Origin of the sequence: Paenibacillus sp. SSG-1 (assembly GCF_002224835.1) — a bacterium.
Lineage (GTDB): Bacteria > Bacillota > Bacilli > Paenibacillales > Paenibacillaceae > Paenibacillus_AQ > Paenibacillus_AQ favisporus.
Map to the genome: position 1 here is coordinate 735,732 of NZ_MBRK01000001.1, position 14,785 is coordinate 750,516.

Genomic DNA, 14,785 nt, shown 5'->3' on the forward strand with positions numbered 1-14,785 from the left:
CATGCCGGGAAACCTGAACCCTCTGCTGAACGATTTGTTTGACTGGATGATCCATACGACGCTACTGGCCGGTATGATGGTGGTCCTCATTTTGCTGATGAAGCGGGTGTTCGGCAGATGGCTGAAGCCCGAGTGGCATTACGCCTTGTGGCTGCTGTTAATTCTGCGATTGATCATCCCGGCCGGGCCTGAAAGTTCATTCAGCATGGGGAACCTTTTTTCCATGGCAGGGCAGGGAAACGCCTTGTTTGGGCAGCAGGCGCCGGAACCCCCTTCTTCCGGCAAAGCACAGCCACCAGTGAAGGTGGGGGACGAGGCCGATTTATTCCCTGGCGAACTCTCGGAAGGCCATGAATCCTCCGGTACTTTAGTTCCGACGCAAAAGGAAAGTCGGTTATCCGTCCGATCGATCCTGATGACGGTCTGGCTGACAGGGGCAGCTCTTCTGCTGATCCGGCTTGCCATCTCGAATATCCGTTACGCACGGCTGCTCGGCAGACATGCCCAAGCGGCAGACCCGGGAATGGTTCAAATGCTTGAAGAGGCTAAAGCCAGCATGGGCGTGAGGCGAAGCATCGGGCTGCAGATATCGCCCGCCGTTTCCTCGCCCACGCTGTTTGGGGTGCTGCGTGCGCGGATGATCATGCCGCTGGGCGTTGCGGAGCTTGACGAGGCACAGCAAAAGCATATTTTTTTGCACGAATTGGCGCATGCGAAAAGATGGGATATTTTACTGAATTGGGTTGCGCAGATCCTCCTCGCCTTTCATTGGTATAATCCGCTGCTGTGGTACGGGTTCTACCGGATGCGGGAGGATCAGGAACTGTCCGCCGATGCGCTGGCATTGAGACGGATGGATCCGAACCAAATCACCCAGTATGGGCATACGATTCTGACGCTTTTGGAACAATACCGGACGGATGCCTATGTTCCGGGAACCGCAAGACTATCTGCTTCACGCAGGCAGCTGAGAAGGAGGATACTCATGATTAAAACGTTTAAACCGGCTTCGATCCGCTGGACGGTGATCGGTTTGGTGCTTGTGCTCGCCTTGGGCGGATGTGCCCTGACCGACGGAAAATCCACACAGGATCAGGCGTCTCCGCCGACTGGAAGCACCAATACGGATTCGGGCACGACTCCCTCGGATGACGGGAACGGATCGAATGGGCAGACCCACAACGGGGATGGCCAGAATGAGTCGGGCGGCCAGACGGATTCCGGATCTGACAATGCCGGCAATGGCGCAGGCACAGGCTCCACTACAGGTGACAGCACCGGTTCTGCGGGTGGCGGCCCAGGCACATCCGGGACCGGCAGTGCAACAAGCGGACACCAGCAGCAGATCAAGGATATCGCCACTTTAGCCAAGAAGGGCAGAGTAAAGGGTGCTGACTTTGTATCCGGCAAAACAACGATTGAGGACGTGCATACCGCATGGGGTGAGCCGGACCGGCCATGGCAGCCGACCGACCGTTACGCCTATGATTCCTACTCGCCGGGAGCGGGACGGGGCAGCTACGCTTTTGGCATCGGGCAGGGTGAAGTGGTGTACGACATCCGTTATTTCGGATCGGGTACGGATGAGAGCACCGATCTAAGCAAAATCAGCTTCCAGGAAATCGAGGATACCTTAGGCAAACCAAGCTCCGTCAAGACAAGCGGATCGGATGATGTGCTTACCTATAAAGAAGGCGATTATGAGCTGAAATTCGTCGGGCCGCATGCCACCAAGCGCCTGGATCACATTTCGGTCTATTCGCCGAAAGCGGCCCGCTCCACCATGGGCGGCGATGCGACTGCGCAATCCGGCGCAAGCGAAAACGCCGCTTCGGTACGGGCGCAGGCCGAGACGGCACCAATCTCCACGCAAGCGCGGGCCAGTGTTCAAGCTGCTGCTGTCCCGGTTGAGATAGCAGGAAACGCTTCGGCGCCTTCCGAGCAGGCAGCACCCGGCAATAGCCCGGTCTCGGAATCCGGCCCCGTACAGGCAGCCGTACCTTCTGGCGGAGGACGCTGATACAGGCGTGAGCCTGGCGTGCGGATCGAGATTTCGCATAGTGTGCGTGTGCGAAATCAATGTATAAACGCTGCTGATATCGTGATTCAGCACCATACAGAACAAACCGGCTGTCCGAGTGGACAGCCGGTTTGGCTTTGACGGGCGTGAGCCCGGCATATGGCTGATGAAAATGGCTGTGGCGTTGCTAGGGCGTTACCCGCGGATATAAGCCGCAAGCAGCTTGACCGTATTCAGCACCGCCTGTTTATGGGTGCGCTCCATCGCGTGGGAAGCGTGAACGCCCGGCCCGATCAGCGCGGCACGAATGTTATTCCCGCCGGACAGGGCGGCGGAAGCGTCCGAGCCGTAGTGCGGATACACGTCCACGGCATAAGGAATGCCTTCGGCTTTGGCCAGCTCGATGAGCCGGCTTGTCATCTCATAGTCGTACGGACCGGAAGAATCCTTCGCACAGATCGAGACGTCGGTCTCCTTGCAGCTGAGGTCGTCGCCGATGCAGCCCATATCCACGGCGATCATCTCATCAATGTCCGAAGGAATATAGGCGGTGCCGTGTCCGACTTCCTCGTAATTGGAGATCAGCAGCTTGACATTGGTGGACGGTTTCCAGTTTTCCCGTTTCATCGACTCCAGCAGGCCGAACAGCGCCGCGACGCTGGCTTTGTCGTCGATATGACGGGACTTGATATAACCGCTGTCCGTAATCGTCGCTCTCGCATCGAAGGAGACGAAGTCGCCGACCCCGATGCCCAGCTTCAGCACGTCTTCCTTGGATTCCACCAGCTCGTCGATGCGGACCTCCATATGGTCCTCCTGGCGTTTGAAATCGCGTGCGTCGCTGTAGACATGCACCGACGGATGGGTGCTGAGGATCGTGCCAGTATAGGTTTTGCCGCTGCGCGTGTGGATGACGCAGTATTCGTTCTCGATGCTGTGCATCATGAAGCCGCCGACGGACGTCAGCCGCAGCGTGCCTGAAGGCTTGACCGCTCGGACCATCGCCCCGAGGGTATCCACGTGGGCGCTCAGTGCAACCGTCCGGGAAGTATTCTCACCCTGCACCTCCAGAATCGCCCCGCCTTTATGATTCCGGGTCAGCGGAATGCCCAGGCTAGCCGCTTCCTCCTCGATGAATTTCATAATGTGTCCCGTAAATCCTGTGGGGCTCGGTGTGTCGAGCAGTTTTTTCAAAAAGGTTAAAACGTATTGTTCATTGGGTTGTATCGACATATTCACGGTTCTCCTCCGTTAGAATTGCATTCCTCATTTACGACGGCTTCAAGCCGCCGGCATCTTCCTCAGAGCCCGCCTTGTTCGCGGCAGGATCGGGGAAAGTATACCCCGTTTCGGCCTGGACCTGAGCCAGTTGGGCCGACAGATGTTTGACTGTTTTCTGAAGTTTGTACTGCCTGAAAATTCCGTAGGATCCGACGATGATCCCGCCGATCAGCGTACATCCGAGAATGAGCAGAATCAGCGGAATGTTCACCTCGGCAAACATAAAGTTGACCTTCACGGGATCGACGTTGATCACGGCAAAAATCGCGGTGAGCAGCGCAAACAGAAGCCCGAATATGAGTGACCACTGCATTTTCACTTTTGAAAACACCCTCTCCGGCAGACAGTAGAAAAATCCCCCGCCCCCGCGGGCAAGGGATTTTCATAAGCCTGGCCGTTCAACTTATTTTGTCAGCTGTTCCATTTGCTCGATGACGCTCTCGAAGACGCTCATCGCTTCGCGGACCGGCTGCGGCGAAGACATGTCGACTCCGGCCTTCTTCAGAATGTTGATCGAGAAGTCGCTGCCTCCGCTCTTCAGGAAGCCAAGGTAACGGTCGACGGCCGGCTGGCCTTCTTCCAGAATCTGCTTCGAGAAGCTGGTCGCCGCCGAGAAGCCGGTGGCGTATTTGTACACATAGAAGCTGGTGTAGAAATGGGGAATGCGAGCCCATTCCATCTCGATATCCTTGTCGACGACCATGTCCTTGCCGTGGTATTTCACATTCAAGTCGTAGTAGATCTCCGACAGCGCCTGAGGCGTCAAAGCTTCGCCCTGCTCCGCACGTTCGTGGACAAGCTTCTCGAACTCGGCGAACATCGTTTGACGGAATACCGTTGTCCGGAACTGGTCTGCATAATAAGTCAGCAGGTACATTTTTTCCTTCGGATCGGTCGATTTCTTGAGTAGATAATCCATCAGCAGCGCTTCGTTAGTGGTGGAGGCCACTTCCGCCAGGAAGATCGTATACTGCGCGTCGCGATATTTCAGCGCGTTGTCCGAATAATAGGAATGCAGCGCGTGACCCATCTCGTGCGCCAAGGTAAACATGCTGTTCAGGTTCTCCTTGTGGTTCAGCAGCACATAAGGGTGCGTGCCGTAGGCGCCCCAGCTGTAAGCGCCAGTGCGCTTGTTCTCATTTTCATAAACGTCGATCCATCCGTTGTCAAAGCCTTCCTGCAGGGAAGCCAGATAGTCCTTGCCGAGCGGCTTCAAGCCTTCGGATACGGTCTTCTTCGCCTCTTCATACGTAATGTCCATTTTGTACTCGTCGACGAGCGGAGCAAACAGATCGTACATATGCAGCTCATCCACGCCCAGCAGCTTCTTGCGCAGGTTCATGTAACGGTGCAGCAGAGGCAGGCTTTCATGGATGGTGTCGATCAGGTTCGTATACACGTCCTTCGGAATATTGTCGCCGTAGAGGGACATTTCCAGCACGGAAGGGTACTTGCGCACATTGGCGTAGAACATGTTCTTGTTGACGTTGGCACTCAGCGTGGACGCGATCGTGTTCTTTTGCTTGGCGTACGTTTCGTACACCGCTTTGAACGCCCGCTCGCGGACTTCGCGGTTCGGGTTCTCCAGGAACTGAATATAGCTGCCGTGAGTCAGCTCAACTTCCTTGCCGTTCTCGTCCTTGATCTTCGGAAATTTCAGATCGGCGTTGTTCAGCATGCCGTAGATCGTCTGCGGTGCCTGGGACAGGTTTCCGACCTGGGCAAGCAGCGCTTCTTCCGCTTTGGACAGAACATGCGCTTTCTCGCGCTTCATTTCGGTCAGCGTAAATTTGTATTCGGCAAGCTGTGGATCGGCAATAAATTCGTCCAGCTTGCTGTCCGGCAGCGACAAAATTTCCGGCGTGATGAAGGAGAGGGCTTCGCCCACCTGTACGCTCATTTTTTTGGCTTTGGCCGAAAGGGCCTGGTATGTAGGGTTGGCTGTATCTTCGTCGTGATGCAGGTGAGCGTACACGTATAAACGTTCCGTCTTCAGCGAGATTTCATCCTCGAGGGCGAAGCAGTCTTTCACCGCTGCCGCATTATCCAGTTTGCCTTGGAAATCGGCGGCCTTTTTCACTTCCTGCTGAAGCTCGGCATACGTTTCGTCCCAAGCTTGCTGGCTGGCGAACAGGTCCTCAATCTTCCATTTGTGCTCGGCGGGTACTTCTGAACGTTTCGGTAATTGTTCCATCGGAATCCTCCTTGACTGTTGGGTTAATATGAATCGGGCTCCGTGTGAAGAAGCCGCAGGAGGAACAAATAGGACCGAGAGCATGCTGATGGCGACGGCAAGCTTCAGGGTCTTCGAGTATTTCACGAAAGGGGGCCTCCTCTGACGGTCTGTCTTGAAGAAATATACCCCTTAGTATGACCTTACCCGAAAAAGATTATTTATCCTCCATTAGGGCTGGAACCCATGGTAAGCAAATTGTATACAATAAGGAAAAAGGCAACCAGGATCATGATAAGGGCGAAGATGGCCATACCGCGCTTCAGCTTCGGCGGGATCGTATCCTTCCTCATGATCAAGACTGCGCCTAAACAGAAGGCCAAAATAACAAAGACCAGGACGCTGCCGTATTCCATCCTGTATTATACCTCTTTAAACGCATTCATGATTTGACGCCATTCATCCTCGTTGCCCTGGTAATCTTCCTTCGGAAAGCGGTTGTTCACCCACTGCATCATGGCCGGACGGCTCATAAAGGTGTGGGTCTCTTCGCCCCATTGATCGGAAATTTCCCGCAGGACGATGTAGCGGCCCTGGACCTCGACAGTCATCATGTTCCATTTGTCTTTTTTGTATATTTCATGTTTTTTGATCATGTCGCATTCTCCGTTTGGTCTTTTGGTAAAATGATACCGCAGAGGCTTGTGTAAAAGCAAATAAGAAAAACGTCATCCATGCATAATTCATTAAAGACAGGCCGCAATTAGCGGTAGTTTTTCTTGCGATAACGGAATGGTGCAGCCTGGATGAGATTTACAAATGCCATTCCTTAAAAAGAAGCTTCGGACGAAAAAGAGCGATTGCATTGTCAAAGTTCATGAAGTATAATGTACTTATTCGCCACAGATGGCGGTATTTTTAGGAGGTTGTTCATTTGAAAGGTACAGTTAAATGGTTTAACGCAGAAAAAGGCTATGGCTTTATCCAAGTTGAAGGCGGCGAGGACGTATTCGTACATTTCTCCGCAATCCAAGGAGACGGCTTCAAAACTTTGGACGAAGGTCAAGAAGTTGAATTCGAAATTACTGAAGGCAACCGTGGCCCTCAAGCTGCTAACGTAATCAAATTATAAGATTGACTCCGGTAACGGATTTCTTATAAGTTTTGGTTAACAATTGCTTATTACGCACAGTTCTCATGCGGGGACTGTGCCTTTTTGTTATCATATATTTTTGTGTATAAAGGGAAAGCCCGTTTTCTTCCGTTCTCCGCGGTTAGAAAATGGGCTTTTTTTTGAAGGGTTACATCTTGCGGCTGTCCATTGAAGCACCCGGAATCTTGGCATTTCCGAGCAGGTGCCGCGCCAAAAAACCGGCGCAGGCGACCAAAGCCAGCCCTGCGGCGATGAAATAGAAGGTTGTGCGCCCGGTCTGCTCATACAGCACGCCGCCGAACGTTCCGCTGACGAGCCCGGCTGCGCTCGACCATACGATCGTAAACAGCGCAAGTCCCGTCGCCCGGAATTCATCCGGAATGATCCGGGTGATGTAGCGGACCGCCGTCACATAGTAGATGCCAAAGGTTACGCTGTGTAAAGTCTGAACCGCGATGACCGTTCCGGGGTGATCGGCGATCGACATTAAGAAGAAGCGCAGAGCGAACATCAGCGCGGCCAGGGTGAGGAGCGGCAGCTCCTTGAAACGCTCTCCGAAGCGGCTGAGCAGGAAGAAGACCGGAATTTCGCTGAGGGCTGCCGCGAGCAGGGACCAGCCGATCAGCCCCTCGCTCGCGCCCATGCTTTTGAGCGTCAGGGTCAGGAACGCTTCATTCATCCGGTAGGGGAGGGCGAGACAGAATACACCTGCGAAAAACCACAGCACTTCTTTTTGCCGAAGCACGTTCCACAAGCCCCTCCATTCCATCTTCTGACCGTTCGTTTTGACGCCGTCTCTGAGCCTTGTAGCGAGCAGGAGGCAGGCTCCAGCAATGATTATGGCCAGAAGCAGTGTTCGGGAAATACCGACGTTGCCAAGGACATAGCCAATGGATAGGGCGAAGAAGGCATAGCCGATCGAACCGAAGACCCGGATGACGATAAAGTTTTTCCCGTGCCTCTGGGCGGTTTGGATCGACATCGTATCCGATAGCGGAAATACCGGATAGTAGAAAAAGTAGAAGACCGTAATCAACGCGAATACCGCATAAAAGGAAGAAGTGGCCGACAGGAGTAGGCCCATACCCAGCTGTCCGGCAAAAAGCAGGATCATCATCTTCTTGGTCGTCCGGTAGCGGTCGCTGGCCATGCTCCAAAACATATTGGAGAAGATGGAGATGAAGGGCCCGACGGCGTACAAATAGCCGACCTGCGAGCTGCTGAAGCCCAAGTAGCTGAAGTAAAGCTGGAAGTAGGAGGCGACCAGGACGCTGGTCCCATAGATGGTAAAGGTGAAAGCCCTTTGCCAATTGACGTCTGGCGTCGATTGTTCTAGTTTCATGATCAAATACCCCGATGTTTTTGTGATTTTTGTGCAAAAAGTCACCCTGCAGCACGATGCCGCCCGCTATACTATAGATGAGCATATGCTGCTGCGGTGGAATCTTTCAGCTTACCTTTTCGAGGAGATCTGGGCACACTCCTTTAATTGGACACATATTGTTGTAAAAAAAGGGAGGATTCATGTACGGTTTATTTGTGCAAATTCCAGGACCATATTATAATAAAAGACATTAGGATCGATACAAGTAGACAACAATGTGGAGGCACCGTCTTGAATGAAAATAGGCAAACTCGATATCAAGTTCCCCGGAATCCTGTCAGTTTAATGAGCCGGGTGTACAAGCATATATTGCCGGAAGTGCGAAAAGAACTGGACGGATGGCGGAGGAAGGCAGGGAACATCCCTGATCCCGAGCTGAGAAAGCAAGCCTTGGCGAGTATAGAGACGAAGCAATTTCACTGTGAGGGCGGAGGCGTCTATGCCGCCGTTCCGCTGCCGGAGCGGCTTATACTTACCAAGCTCATCGTGGCCTATCAGACGATCAGCGACTATCTGGATAACCTGTGTGACCGCAGCACATCCATGGAAGCCGAAGATTTCCGCCTGCTTCACCAATCGATGCTGGATGCGATCGACCCGGCGGCTGAACCTGTCAATTACTATGCACTTCGTCAGGAGCAGAATGACGGAGGTTATTTGCATGGGTTGGTGACAACCTGCCAAAGCTGCATACGCCAGCTGCCCGGATACGCTGCCGCGATGCCCTTTATCCGGGATTTAGCGGGCCTGTATACCGACCTGCAGGTTTACAAGCACATCAAACCGGAGTTAAGAGAACCGGCGCTGCTTGAATGGTGGGAGCTTCATCGTGAACGGACTCCCCAGCTTCAATGGAACGAGTTCGCCGCAGCAACCGGTTCGACCTTGGGCGTGTTCATGCTCTTTCTGGCCGCAAGCGACCGCCATTTGAGCAGCACTGCCGCCGCCTCCATTCATGCGTCATATTTTCCACATGTTTGCTGTCTGCATATTATGCTGGATTACCTGATTGATCAGGAAGAGGATCGGCTTGGCGGAGACCTCAATTTTTGCAATTACTATGAGAGCCCCGAAGTCATGCTGGACCGGATTGCCTTTATTGTGGAATCGGCCCGGAAGGATGTTGCAGCCATCCCGGTGCCCCCGTTCCATCGGATGATCATTGAGGGGCTGCTGGCAATCTATTTATCCGATCCCAAAGTCAGCGAGCAGCAGGAAGTTCGCTCCGTATCCAAACGTTTGATGAAGGGAAGCCCGCTTACCCGCTTATTCTTCTTCTTCAACAGCCGGTGGATCCGCAAGCATTTGTACGAGTGATAAGAGGAGGAAATAACATGGCAGTCAAAAAAATCGCAATACTAACCAGTGGCGGAGATTCGCAAGGGATGAACGCAGCCGTACGCGCCGTCGTACGCAGCGGCTTGTATCACGGACTTGAGGTTTACGGCATTCAGCGCGGGTATCACGGCCTGCTGAACGACGACATCTTTTCGATGGATCTGCGCAGCGTGGGCGATATTATCCAGCGCGGCGGCACCATTCTCCAATCGGCACGCTGTAAGGAATTTATGACGCCGGAAGGCCAGCAGAAGGGTGCGGAAATCCTCCGCAAGCACGGAATCGACGGCCTTGTCGTCATCGGCGGCGATGGCTCATACCAGGGTGCCAATAAGCTCAGCAAGCTCGGCATCAATACGATGGCGCTGCCCGGAACGATCGATAACGATATCGCGTTTACGGACTACACCATTGGATTCGATACCGCCGTCAGCATCGTCGTTGATGCGGTAAACAAGCTGCGCGACACCATGTCCTCGCACGAGCGGTCCTCGATTGTGGAAGTCATGGGAAGACACTGCGGCGATATCGCTTTGCATGCGGGCCTCGCTTCGGGTGCGGAGACGATCCTCGTGCCGGAAATGCCGCATGACATGGATGAAATTACGGAGCGGATGAAGCAGAACTTTGCTCATGGCAAACGGCACAGTATCGTGCTCGTGGCGGAAGGTGTGGGAAGCGGGGAAGAGGTTGCCAAAGCCCTGACCGACCGCTGCCCTACTCTGGAACCGCGGGTAACGGTTCTTGGACATATCCAGCGGGGCGGAACGCCGACTCCGGCGGACCGGAATCTGGCGAGCCGTCTGGGCGATTTTGCGGTGCGTATGCTGATCGCGGGTGAATCCGACAAGGCGTGCGGGATCATTAAAGGCGAGCTCGTGCTCACGGACATTGATAAGGTCGTCAACACGAAGAAGGAATTTAACCGGGAGCTGTATGAGCTCGCTTCACGGCTTTCGCAATAAACATAACGGTAACACAGACAAGGCGCTGCGGGTTTTAACCCTGCAGCGCCTTTTTGTAGTGAGCCGAAAGTGGGAGAGCGGTATGCCGGTTTCGCTTCCGCAGTTTCAGTAACCGCTCGGGGGAACCCGGGCGGGCTACGCTCGGCTTGGGGCAGCGAACCGCCGCTGAATCTTAACGAGCCGTCCGAGCAGAAGGGCCGCGCCGACCGCGAGTCCCGTAATCAGGCCGACCCAATAGCCATAGGCCTGAAGAGGGGTGAACTCGGCCAGAAGGTAGCCCACGGGCAGGCCGATGACCCAATACGAAATAAACGTAATGATGAATGCCGGATTGACGTCTTTATACCCGCGCAGTACGCCCTGAACGGGGGTGGCTACGGCATCGGAGATTTGGAAGAAAATCGCATAGATCAGAAAATGCTGAATGAGTTCAATCACATGGCTCTCCTCTGAATAAAATCCGGCGACATAACGTCCGGCTACGAGCAGGACGACGGCGGTAATCAGCGAAAGGCCCACCGCAGTGGAAATGCCGAGCCTGCTGTATTGTCTGGCGTCCCGCAGCCGGCCCGCCCCATTTTCGTAGCCGACCAGAATAGTGAGCGCCATGCTGATGCTGAGCGGAATCATATAGAGTGTGGACGCAAAATTCATCGCCGCCTGATGGGCTGCGATCGTCACCGTGTCGAAACGGCTCATCAGCAGGGTGACGCCGGAGAATACCCCGGTTTCAAAAAAGATCGAGAAGCCGATCGGCACCCCGATCTTCAGCAGCTCCTTCCACACGGAAAGCGATACACCGTACAGCTTCCGGAAAATGCCGTAATCGGTGAACGGATGGAGCCGGTGGATGAACAGGATCGCGATCAGGAACACGCACCAATAAGTGATGGCGGATGAGATTCCCGCGCCTGCGCCTCCCAAGCGGGGGAAGCCCCAGTTGCCGAAGATCAGCAGGTAATTGCAGCCGACGTTAATCGGCAGCGAGATCAGCGTGATCAGCATGGAAATCCGGGTCTGTCCCAGGGCATCGATATAGCTTCGCAGCACGGTATAACCGAACATCGGGACGATGCCGATGGACAGGTAGCTCAAAAAGCGGAAAGCGATGTCCCGGACATTCCCTTCCAGGTTCATCCCGTCCAAAATAACGGGAAGCAGCAGCGAGCCGATTCCAAGGATCACAAGGGCCAGCAATATGGCGAGATACAGGCCCTGCACGACGTGATACGCTACCTTATTGCGGCTGCCGCCGCCGACCAGATGCGACACGATCGGGGTCATGCCCATCAGGATACCGCTCAGACCGGTCTGGAGCGGTATCCACAGGCTTGTGCCGATCGCTACACCGGCGAGATCAGTCGAGCTGGCCCGGCCGGACATGTTGGTATCGAAAAACGTAATTGCGGACAGCGCGATTTGCGTGACCAGAATCGGCAGCAGGATGACGAGAAACTGCATCGTTTTTTGCTTGAGCGACATGGTTGTTTTCATAATAAAATGAGCCTCACAGATTTCTGGAATTCTGACATAAAGGTGACAAGACTATTATTGTAAACCATGGCACACCGGTTTGAACAGGGCTCTGTTCAAATAAATAAAACCCGGCGAAAGCCGCCGGGATAAAGAAGTGCGTTTATAATCATGCCGTTTGATCTAGACGGTACCTCTTATTTGTAGGCCACCCCTTGGGAATACCGGTTCGAAGCGTTCCACAGCAAGTATTCGTCCACGCCGGCGTCTTTTAAGGCGCGAATCTGATCCTGTACCTGCTGCTTGCCGTACTTCTCGTAATGGCCGCTGCCGAGCCAGCTTGCGGTAAAATCCTGAATCCACGGACGGATGATGGGCTTGCGGTCTTTTAGCGGATCCAGCTTTTTGTGCGTATCGGCCATAGAGCCCTTGATCGTCTTGTAAGGCTCCTTGTCCGGATCCTGGGCGCCGAACCAGCCCGTCGTGTAATGGCTCGGATACACCATCGGACTGATGACGTCCACGTTTTCGGAGATTTTGCCGAAATCCTGACCGATCCCTTCGGCTGCCGGAACGGACGCCGCATAACCGAAGATGTCCACCGACACGCGAATGCCGAGAGGGGCCAGCTGCTTGCGGGCATACTGGACGAACTCTGCGACCGTATCCACGCGGGATTTATCGTTCTTAACGTATTTCAGCGTATCGGCCCGCTTCTCAAATCCTTCCGGGAACCGTACATAATCGAACTGAATTTCTTTAAAGCCAAGCTTGGCCGCTTCCTTGGCAATCGCGATGTTGTAATCCCATACTTCCTTGCTGTACGGGTTGACGAAGCTGTCTCCTTTGCCGTTCTCCCAGAGGGTTCCGTCCGGATTTTTAAACGATAGATCCGGCCGCTTCTTGGCAAGGACCGTATCTTTGAATACGACCACCCGGGCAATAGGGTACACCTTATGCTTGTTCAGGCGCTGCATCAGCTGGTTGATGTCGGGAATGAACGGCTGCGGTTTGCCCATCTGCTTCAACGTGGCATTGTCCGTCTTATAGGTTATGTATCCTGCATCGTCTTTGATGTCGACCACCATGGCGTTTAAATCGGTTTTGTCGATGAGATCCAGCAGTTGATTCATGCGTGAACCGCCGGCACTGTATGCGGTAACGTAAATCCCTTTGACTTTGGGAGCCGTGACCTGCGGATCTACCTTGACGGGCGGGTGGTCTGCGCTGACCGGAACGTCTTGTTGGGATGCGATCATTGCGGAATGAACGGTTGCCTGAAACAATTGGCTCAACGGATGATGGCTGTCCTGCTGCGGGTGACCGGCACTGCTGCCGAGCAACAGCAGCAGCGCCCAAATAATATTCATAATACTCTCTCCCCTTGAATGGCTTTACATGTCAATTATATCGGAACGACCTCCTGTTTGGTGCAACAGCTTTGTAATCATTTGGCGAAGGCTGCGCGGCTGGAATCTGAGGCGCTTTTCCTTTTCTTAAACGGATCAGCTTGGAATCAAACGGTCTCCCTCTTCCGTAGGGTTGCCACCGTGATGCTTAAATACTTGCAGGAAAAGCGACTTCCAACATTTTGACAAAATTGCAGTTCCCTTGCCCGGTGGCCACTTCAGGCCAAATAAAAATGCCACCCGCGCTGCCGCCGAAAGCGGCCATTCGCGAATGGCATGTTATTCAAGCACTTGCTACTTGCTATAAATCAGTGAAGCAGCGCGGAGCTCTGATGTTCACAGATGCTGTACTGGATGATCTCCATGGCATCTTCTTGTTCCAGAATGCTAAGTCCGTCCCGCAGCACAATGAGGGAATTCAGTTCATTTTGCTTCAAGAATGGCATCATATCCGGGAACCATTTCATGACGATTTGGGACAACTTTACCGTTTCCATTTCCATTTCCACAAAAATCACCCTTTCCTCCTTCGAATCTTCACAGTCAGATGATCCAACGCAAGGCGAATCGGAAAAGCGTTTTGGTGCTTTGGGAAATTCGGGTCTATCCTAATCTCATGGAACTATTGTAGGAAGCGCGCACTATTAATATACCACATTTGGTGTTTTTTTTACACAGCGCATACAAAAATCAGCTTCTGCGGAAGGAACCCATGACCCCGACGGTCTCGACAATGTTGACGAACGCCTTCGGGTCGGTCTGCTTGATGATGCGCTTCAGCTCGGCCAATTCGTACCGTGTGGTAACGGTCATCAGCATATCCTTTTCCACATTGGAAAAAGCGCCCTGCGTCTTGATCTTGGTTACGCCGCGCGGACGTTCCAGCAGCTGTTGAAGAAGGGCTTCCGTCTCATTCGTGATGATGTACACAGTGACCTTGAAATGGCTGACGTGGATCATGTCCACGACCTTGCCCGTGACGAAAATGGAAACGATGGAGGCGAGCGCCAGGTTCCAATTGTCCTGCAAGTAACCGGCTGCGAGGATGACGACCCCATTCATGGCCACCAGTATGTTTCCGATCGGGAAGTCGCGGTAACGCGTAACGATGGACCCGATAATATCGAACCCGCCGGAGGAGCCGCCGGCCCGGAAAGAGATGCCTGCCCCGATCCCGACGAGGACGCCGCCGAATACCGCAGCCAGCAGCGTATCGGACACGAGGGACGTTTCGGGGACTACCGCGATCAGCCACGTCGTGGCGACGACCGAAAGAATACTCAGAATTATGAAACGTTTGCCGAGCTGGAACCAGCCGGCGACAAGCATCGGTATGTTAAACACGAAATAAAGAACGCTGAGACTGATCGGTGTAAAATAATTCACGAGCATGGACAGGCCCGACACGCCCCCGCTCAGCAAATGAAGCGGTACGAGAAATAAATTGAACCCGCAGGCAATAAAAGCCGCACCAAGGACCACAACCACATACTTCCAAATATTTTTGAGCTCCAAGCTCATCACCTCATTATGTAATTTTCTGCAAGACGAGTGAAAGTTGTTTCAGCTTGACTGGTGTTTGTAATTTG

Annotated in this window: 13 protein-coding genes; 4 read left to right on the forward strand and 9 right to left on the reverse strand. The window is 53.6% G+C overall.

Annotated elements, in window-relative coordinates; translation table 11 throughout:
- The first annotated feature begins 1 nt into the window (after nucleotide 1).
- Nucleotides 2–2,020 (forward strand): M56 family metallopeptidase, encoded by a 2,019-nt coding sequence (locus BCV73_RS03600; protein ID WP_089546051.1) that lies wholly within the window; start codon nucleotides 2–4, stop codon nucleotides 2,018–2,020.
- A gap of 195 nt (nucleotides 2,021–2,215) precedes the next feature.
- Here BCV73_RS03600 and BCV73_RS03605 read toward each other — a convergent pair whose 3' ends face one another.
- The 4 genes from BCV73_RS03605 to BCV73_RS03625 form a co-directional block, all read right to left on the reverse strand.
- On the reverse strand, nucleotides 2,216–3,253 hold the full coding sequence (locus BCV73_RS03605) for a M42 family metallopeptidase (RefSeq protein WP_076170250.1): 1,038 nt from the start codon (nucleotides 3,251–3,253) through the stop codon (nucleotides 2,216–2,218).
- Nucleotides 3,254–3,290: 37 nt separating this feature from the next.
- Nucleotides 3,291–3,620: a LapA family protein gene (locus tag BCV73_RS03610; RefSeq protein WP_076170249.1), complete on the reverse strand. Its 330-nt coding sequence runs from the start codon at nucleotides 3,618–3,620 to the stop codon at nucleotides 3,291–3,293.
- Between the two features lie 84 nt (nucleotides 3,621–3,704).
- Nucleotides 3,705–5,495, reverse strand: a complete 1,791-nt coding sequence (pepF, locus tag BCV73_RS03615; protein ID WP_076170248.1) for an oligoendopeptidase F — start codon at nucleotides 5,493–5,495, stop codon at nucleotides 3,705–3,707.
- A 401-nt stretch (nucleotides 5,496–5,896) separates the two neighbouring features.
- Nucleotides 5,897–6,130 (reverse strand): hypothetical protein, encoded by a 234-nt coding sequence (locus BCV73_RS03625; protein WP_076170246.1) that lies wholly within the window; start codon nucleotides 6,128–6,130, stop codon nucleotides 5,897–5,899.
- Nucleotides 6,131–6,408: 278 nt separating this feature from the next.
- On the opposite strand from BCV73_RS03625, the gene BCV73_RS03630 reads away from it, so the two are divergent.
- A complete protein-coding gene (locus BCV73_RS03630; protein ID WP_068694440.1) occupies nucleotides 6,409–6,606 on the forward strand; it encodes a cold shock domain-containing protein in 198 nt (65 codons plus the stop codon).
- A gap of 169 nt (nucleotides 6,607–6,775) precedes the next feature.
- Here the strand turns inward: BCV73_RS03630 and BCV73_RS03635 are convergent, their stop codons facing one another.
- Nucleotides 6,776–7,969 (reverse strand): MFS transporter, encoded by a 1,194-nt coding sequence (locus BCV73_RS03635; RefSeq protein ID WP_076170245.1) that lies wholly within the window; start codon nucleotides 7,967–7,969, stop codon nucleotides 6,776–6,778.
- Nucleotides 7,970–8,296: 327 nt separating this feature from the next.
- Here BCV73_RS03635 and BCV73_RS03640 point away from each other — a divergent pair, with 327 nt between their 5' ends.
- Nucleotides 8,297–9,328 (forward strand): tetraprenyl-beta-curcumene synthase family protein, encoded by a 1,032-nt coding sequence (locus tag BCV73_RS03640; protein ID WP_076170244.1) that lies wholly within the window; start codon nucleotides 8,297–8,299, stop codon nucleotides 9,326–9,328.
- A gap of 17 nt (nucleotides 9,329–9,345) precedes the next feature.
- Complete coding sequence (gene pfkA / locus BCV73_RS03645) at nucleotides 9,346–10,314, forward strand: 6-phosphofructokinase (RefSeq protein WP_076170243.1); 969 nt, start codon at nucleotides 9,346–9,348, stop codon at nucleotides 10,312–10,314.
- A 135-nt stretch (nucleotides 10,315–10,449) separates the two neighbouring features.
- Here pfkA and BCV73_RS03650 read toward each other — a convergent pair whose 3' ends face one another.
- From BCV73_RS03650 to BCV73_RS03665, 4 genes are all read right to left on the reverse strand, one after another.
- Nucleotides 10,450–11,808, reverse strand: a complete 1,359-nt coding sequence (locus BCV73_RS03650) for an MATE family efflux transporter (RefSeq protein WP_076170242.1) — start codon at nucleotides 11,806–11,808, stop codon at nucleotides 10,450–10,452.
- 176 nt (nucleotides 11,809–11,984) lie between these two features.
- Complete coding sequence (locus tag BCV73_RS03655; RefSeq protein ID WP_089546052.1) at nucleotides 11,985–13,157, reverse strand: putative glycoside hydrolase; 1,173 nt, start codon at nucleotides 13,155–13,157, stop codon at nucleotides 11,985–11,987.
- A gap of 347 nt (nucleotides 13,158–13,504) precedes the next feature.
- Complete coding sequence (locus tag BCV73_RS03660) at nucleotides 13,505–13,699, reverse strand: hypothetical protein (RefSeq protein WP_076170738.1); 195 nt, start codon at nucleotides 13,697–13,699, stop codon at nucleotides 13,505–13,507.
- Between the two features lie 187 nt (nucleotides 13,700–13,886).
- A complete protein-coding gene (locus BCV73_RS03665) occupies nucleotides 13,887–14,711 on the reverse strand; it encodes a YitT family protein (protein ID WP_481855774.1) in 825 nt (274 codons plus the stop codon).
- Nucleotides 14,712–14,785: the final 74 nt, after the last annotated feature.

Coding starts and splice junctions, on each gene's coding strand:
- BCV73_RS03600 (WP_089546051.1), top strand. CDS start 2: ATGCCGGGAAACCTGAACCCTCTGCTGAACGATTTGTTTGACTGGATG.
- BCV73_RS03605 (WP_076170250.1), bottom strand. CDS start 3,253: ATGTCGATACAACCCAATGAACAATACGTTTTAACCTTTTTGAAAAAA.
- pepF (WP_076170248.1), bottom strand. CDS start 5,495: ATGGAACAATTACCGAAACGTTCAGAAGTACCCGCCGAGCACAAATGG.
- BCV73_RS03625 (WP_076170246.1), bottom strand. CDS start 6,130: ATGATCAAAAAACATGAAATATACAAAAAAGACAAATGGAACATGATG.
- BCV73_RS03635 (WP_076170245.1), bottom strand. CDS start 7,969: ATGAAACTAGAACAATCGACGCCAGACGTCAATTGGCAAAGGGCTTTC.
- BCV73_RS03640 (WP_076170244.1), top strand. CDS start 8,297: ATGAGCCGGGTGTACAAGCATATATTGCCGGAAGTGCGAAAAGAACTG.
- pfkA (WP_076170243.1), top strand. CDS start 9,346: ATGGCAGTCAAAAAAATCGCAATACTAACCAGTGGCGGAGATTCGCAA.
- BCV73_RS03650 (WP_076170242.1), bottom strand. CDS start 11,808: ATGAAAACAACCATGTCGCTCAAGCAAAAAACGATGCAGTTTCTCGTC.
- BCV73_RS03655 (WP_089546052.1), bottom strand. CDS start 13,157: ATGAATATTATTTGGGCGCTGCTGCTGTTGCTCGGCAGCAGTGCCGGT.
- BCV73_RS03660 (WP_076170738.1), bottom strand. CDS start 13,699: ATGGAAATGGAAACGGTAAAGTTGTCCCAAATCGTCATGAAATGGTTC.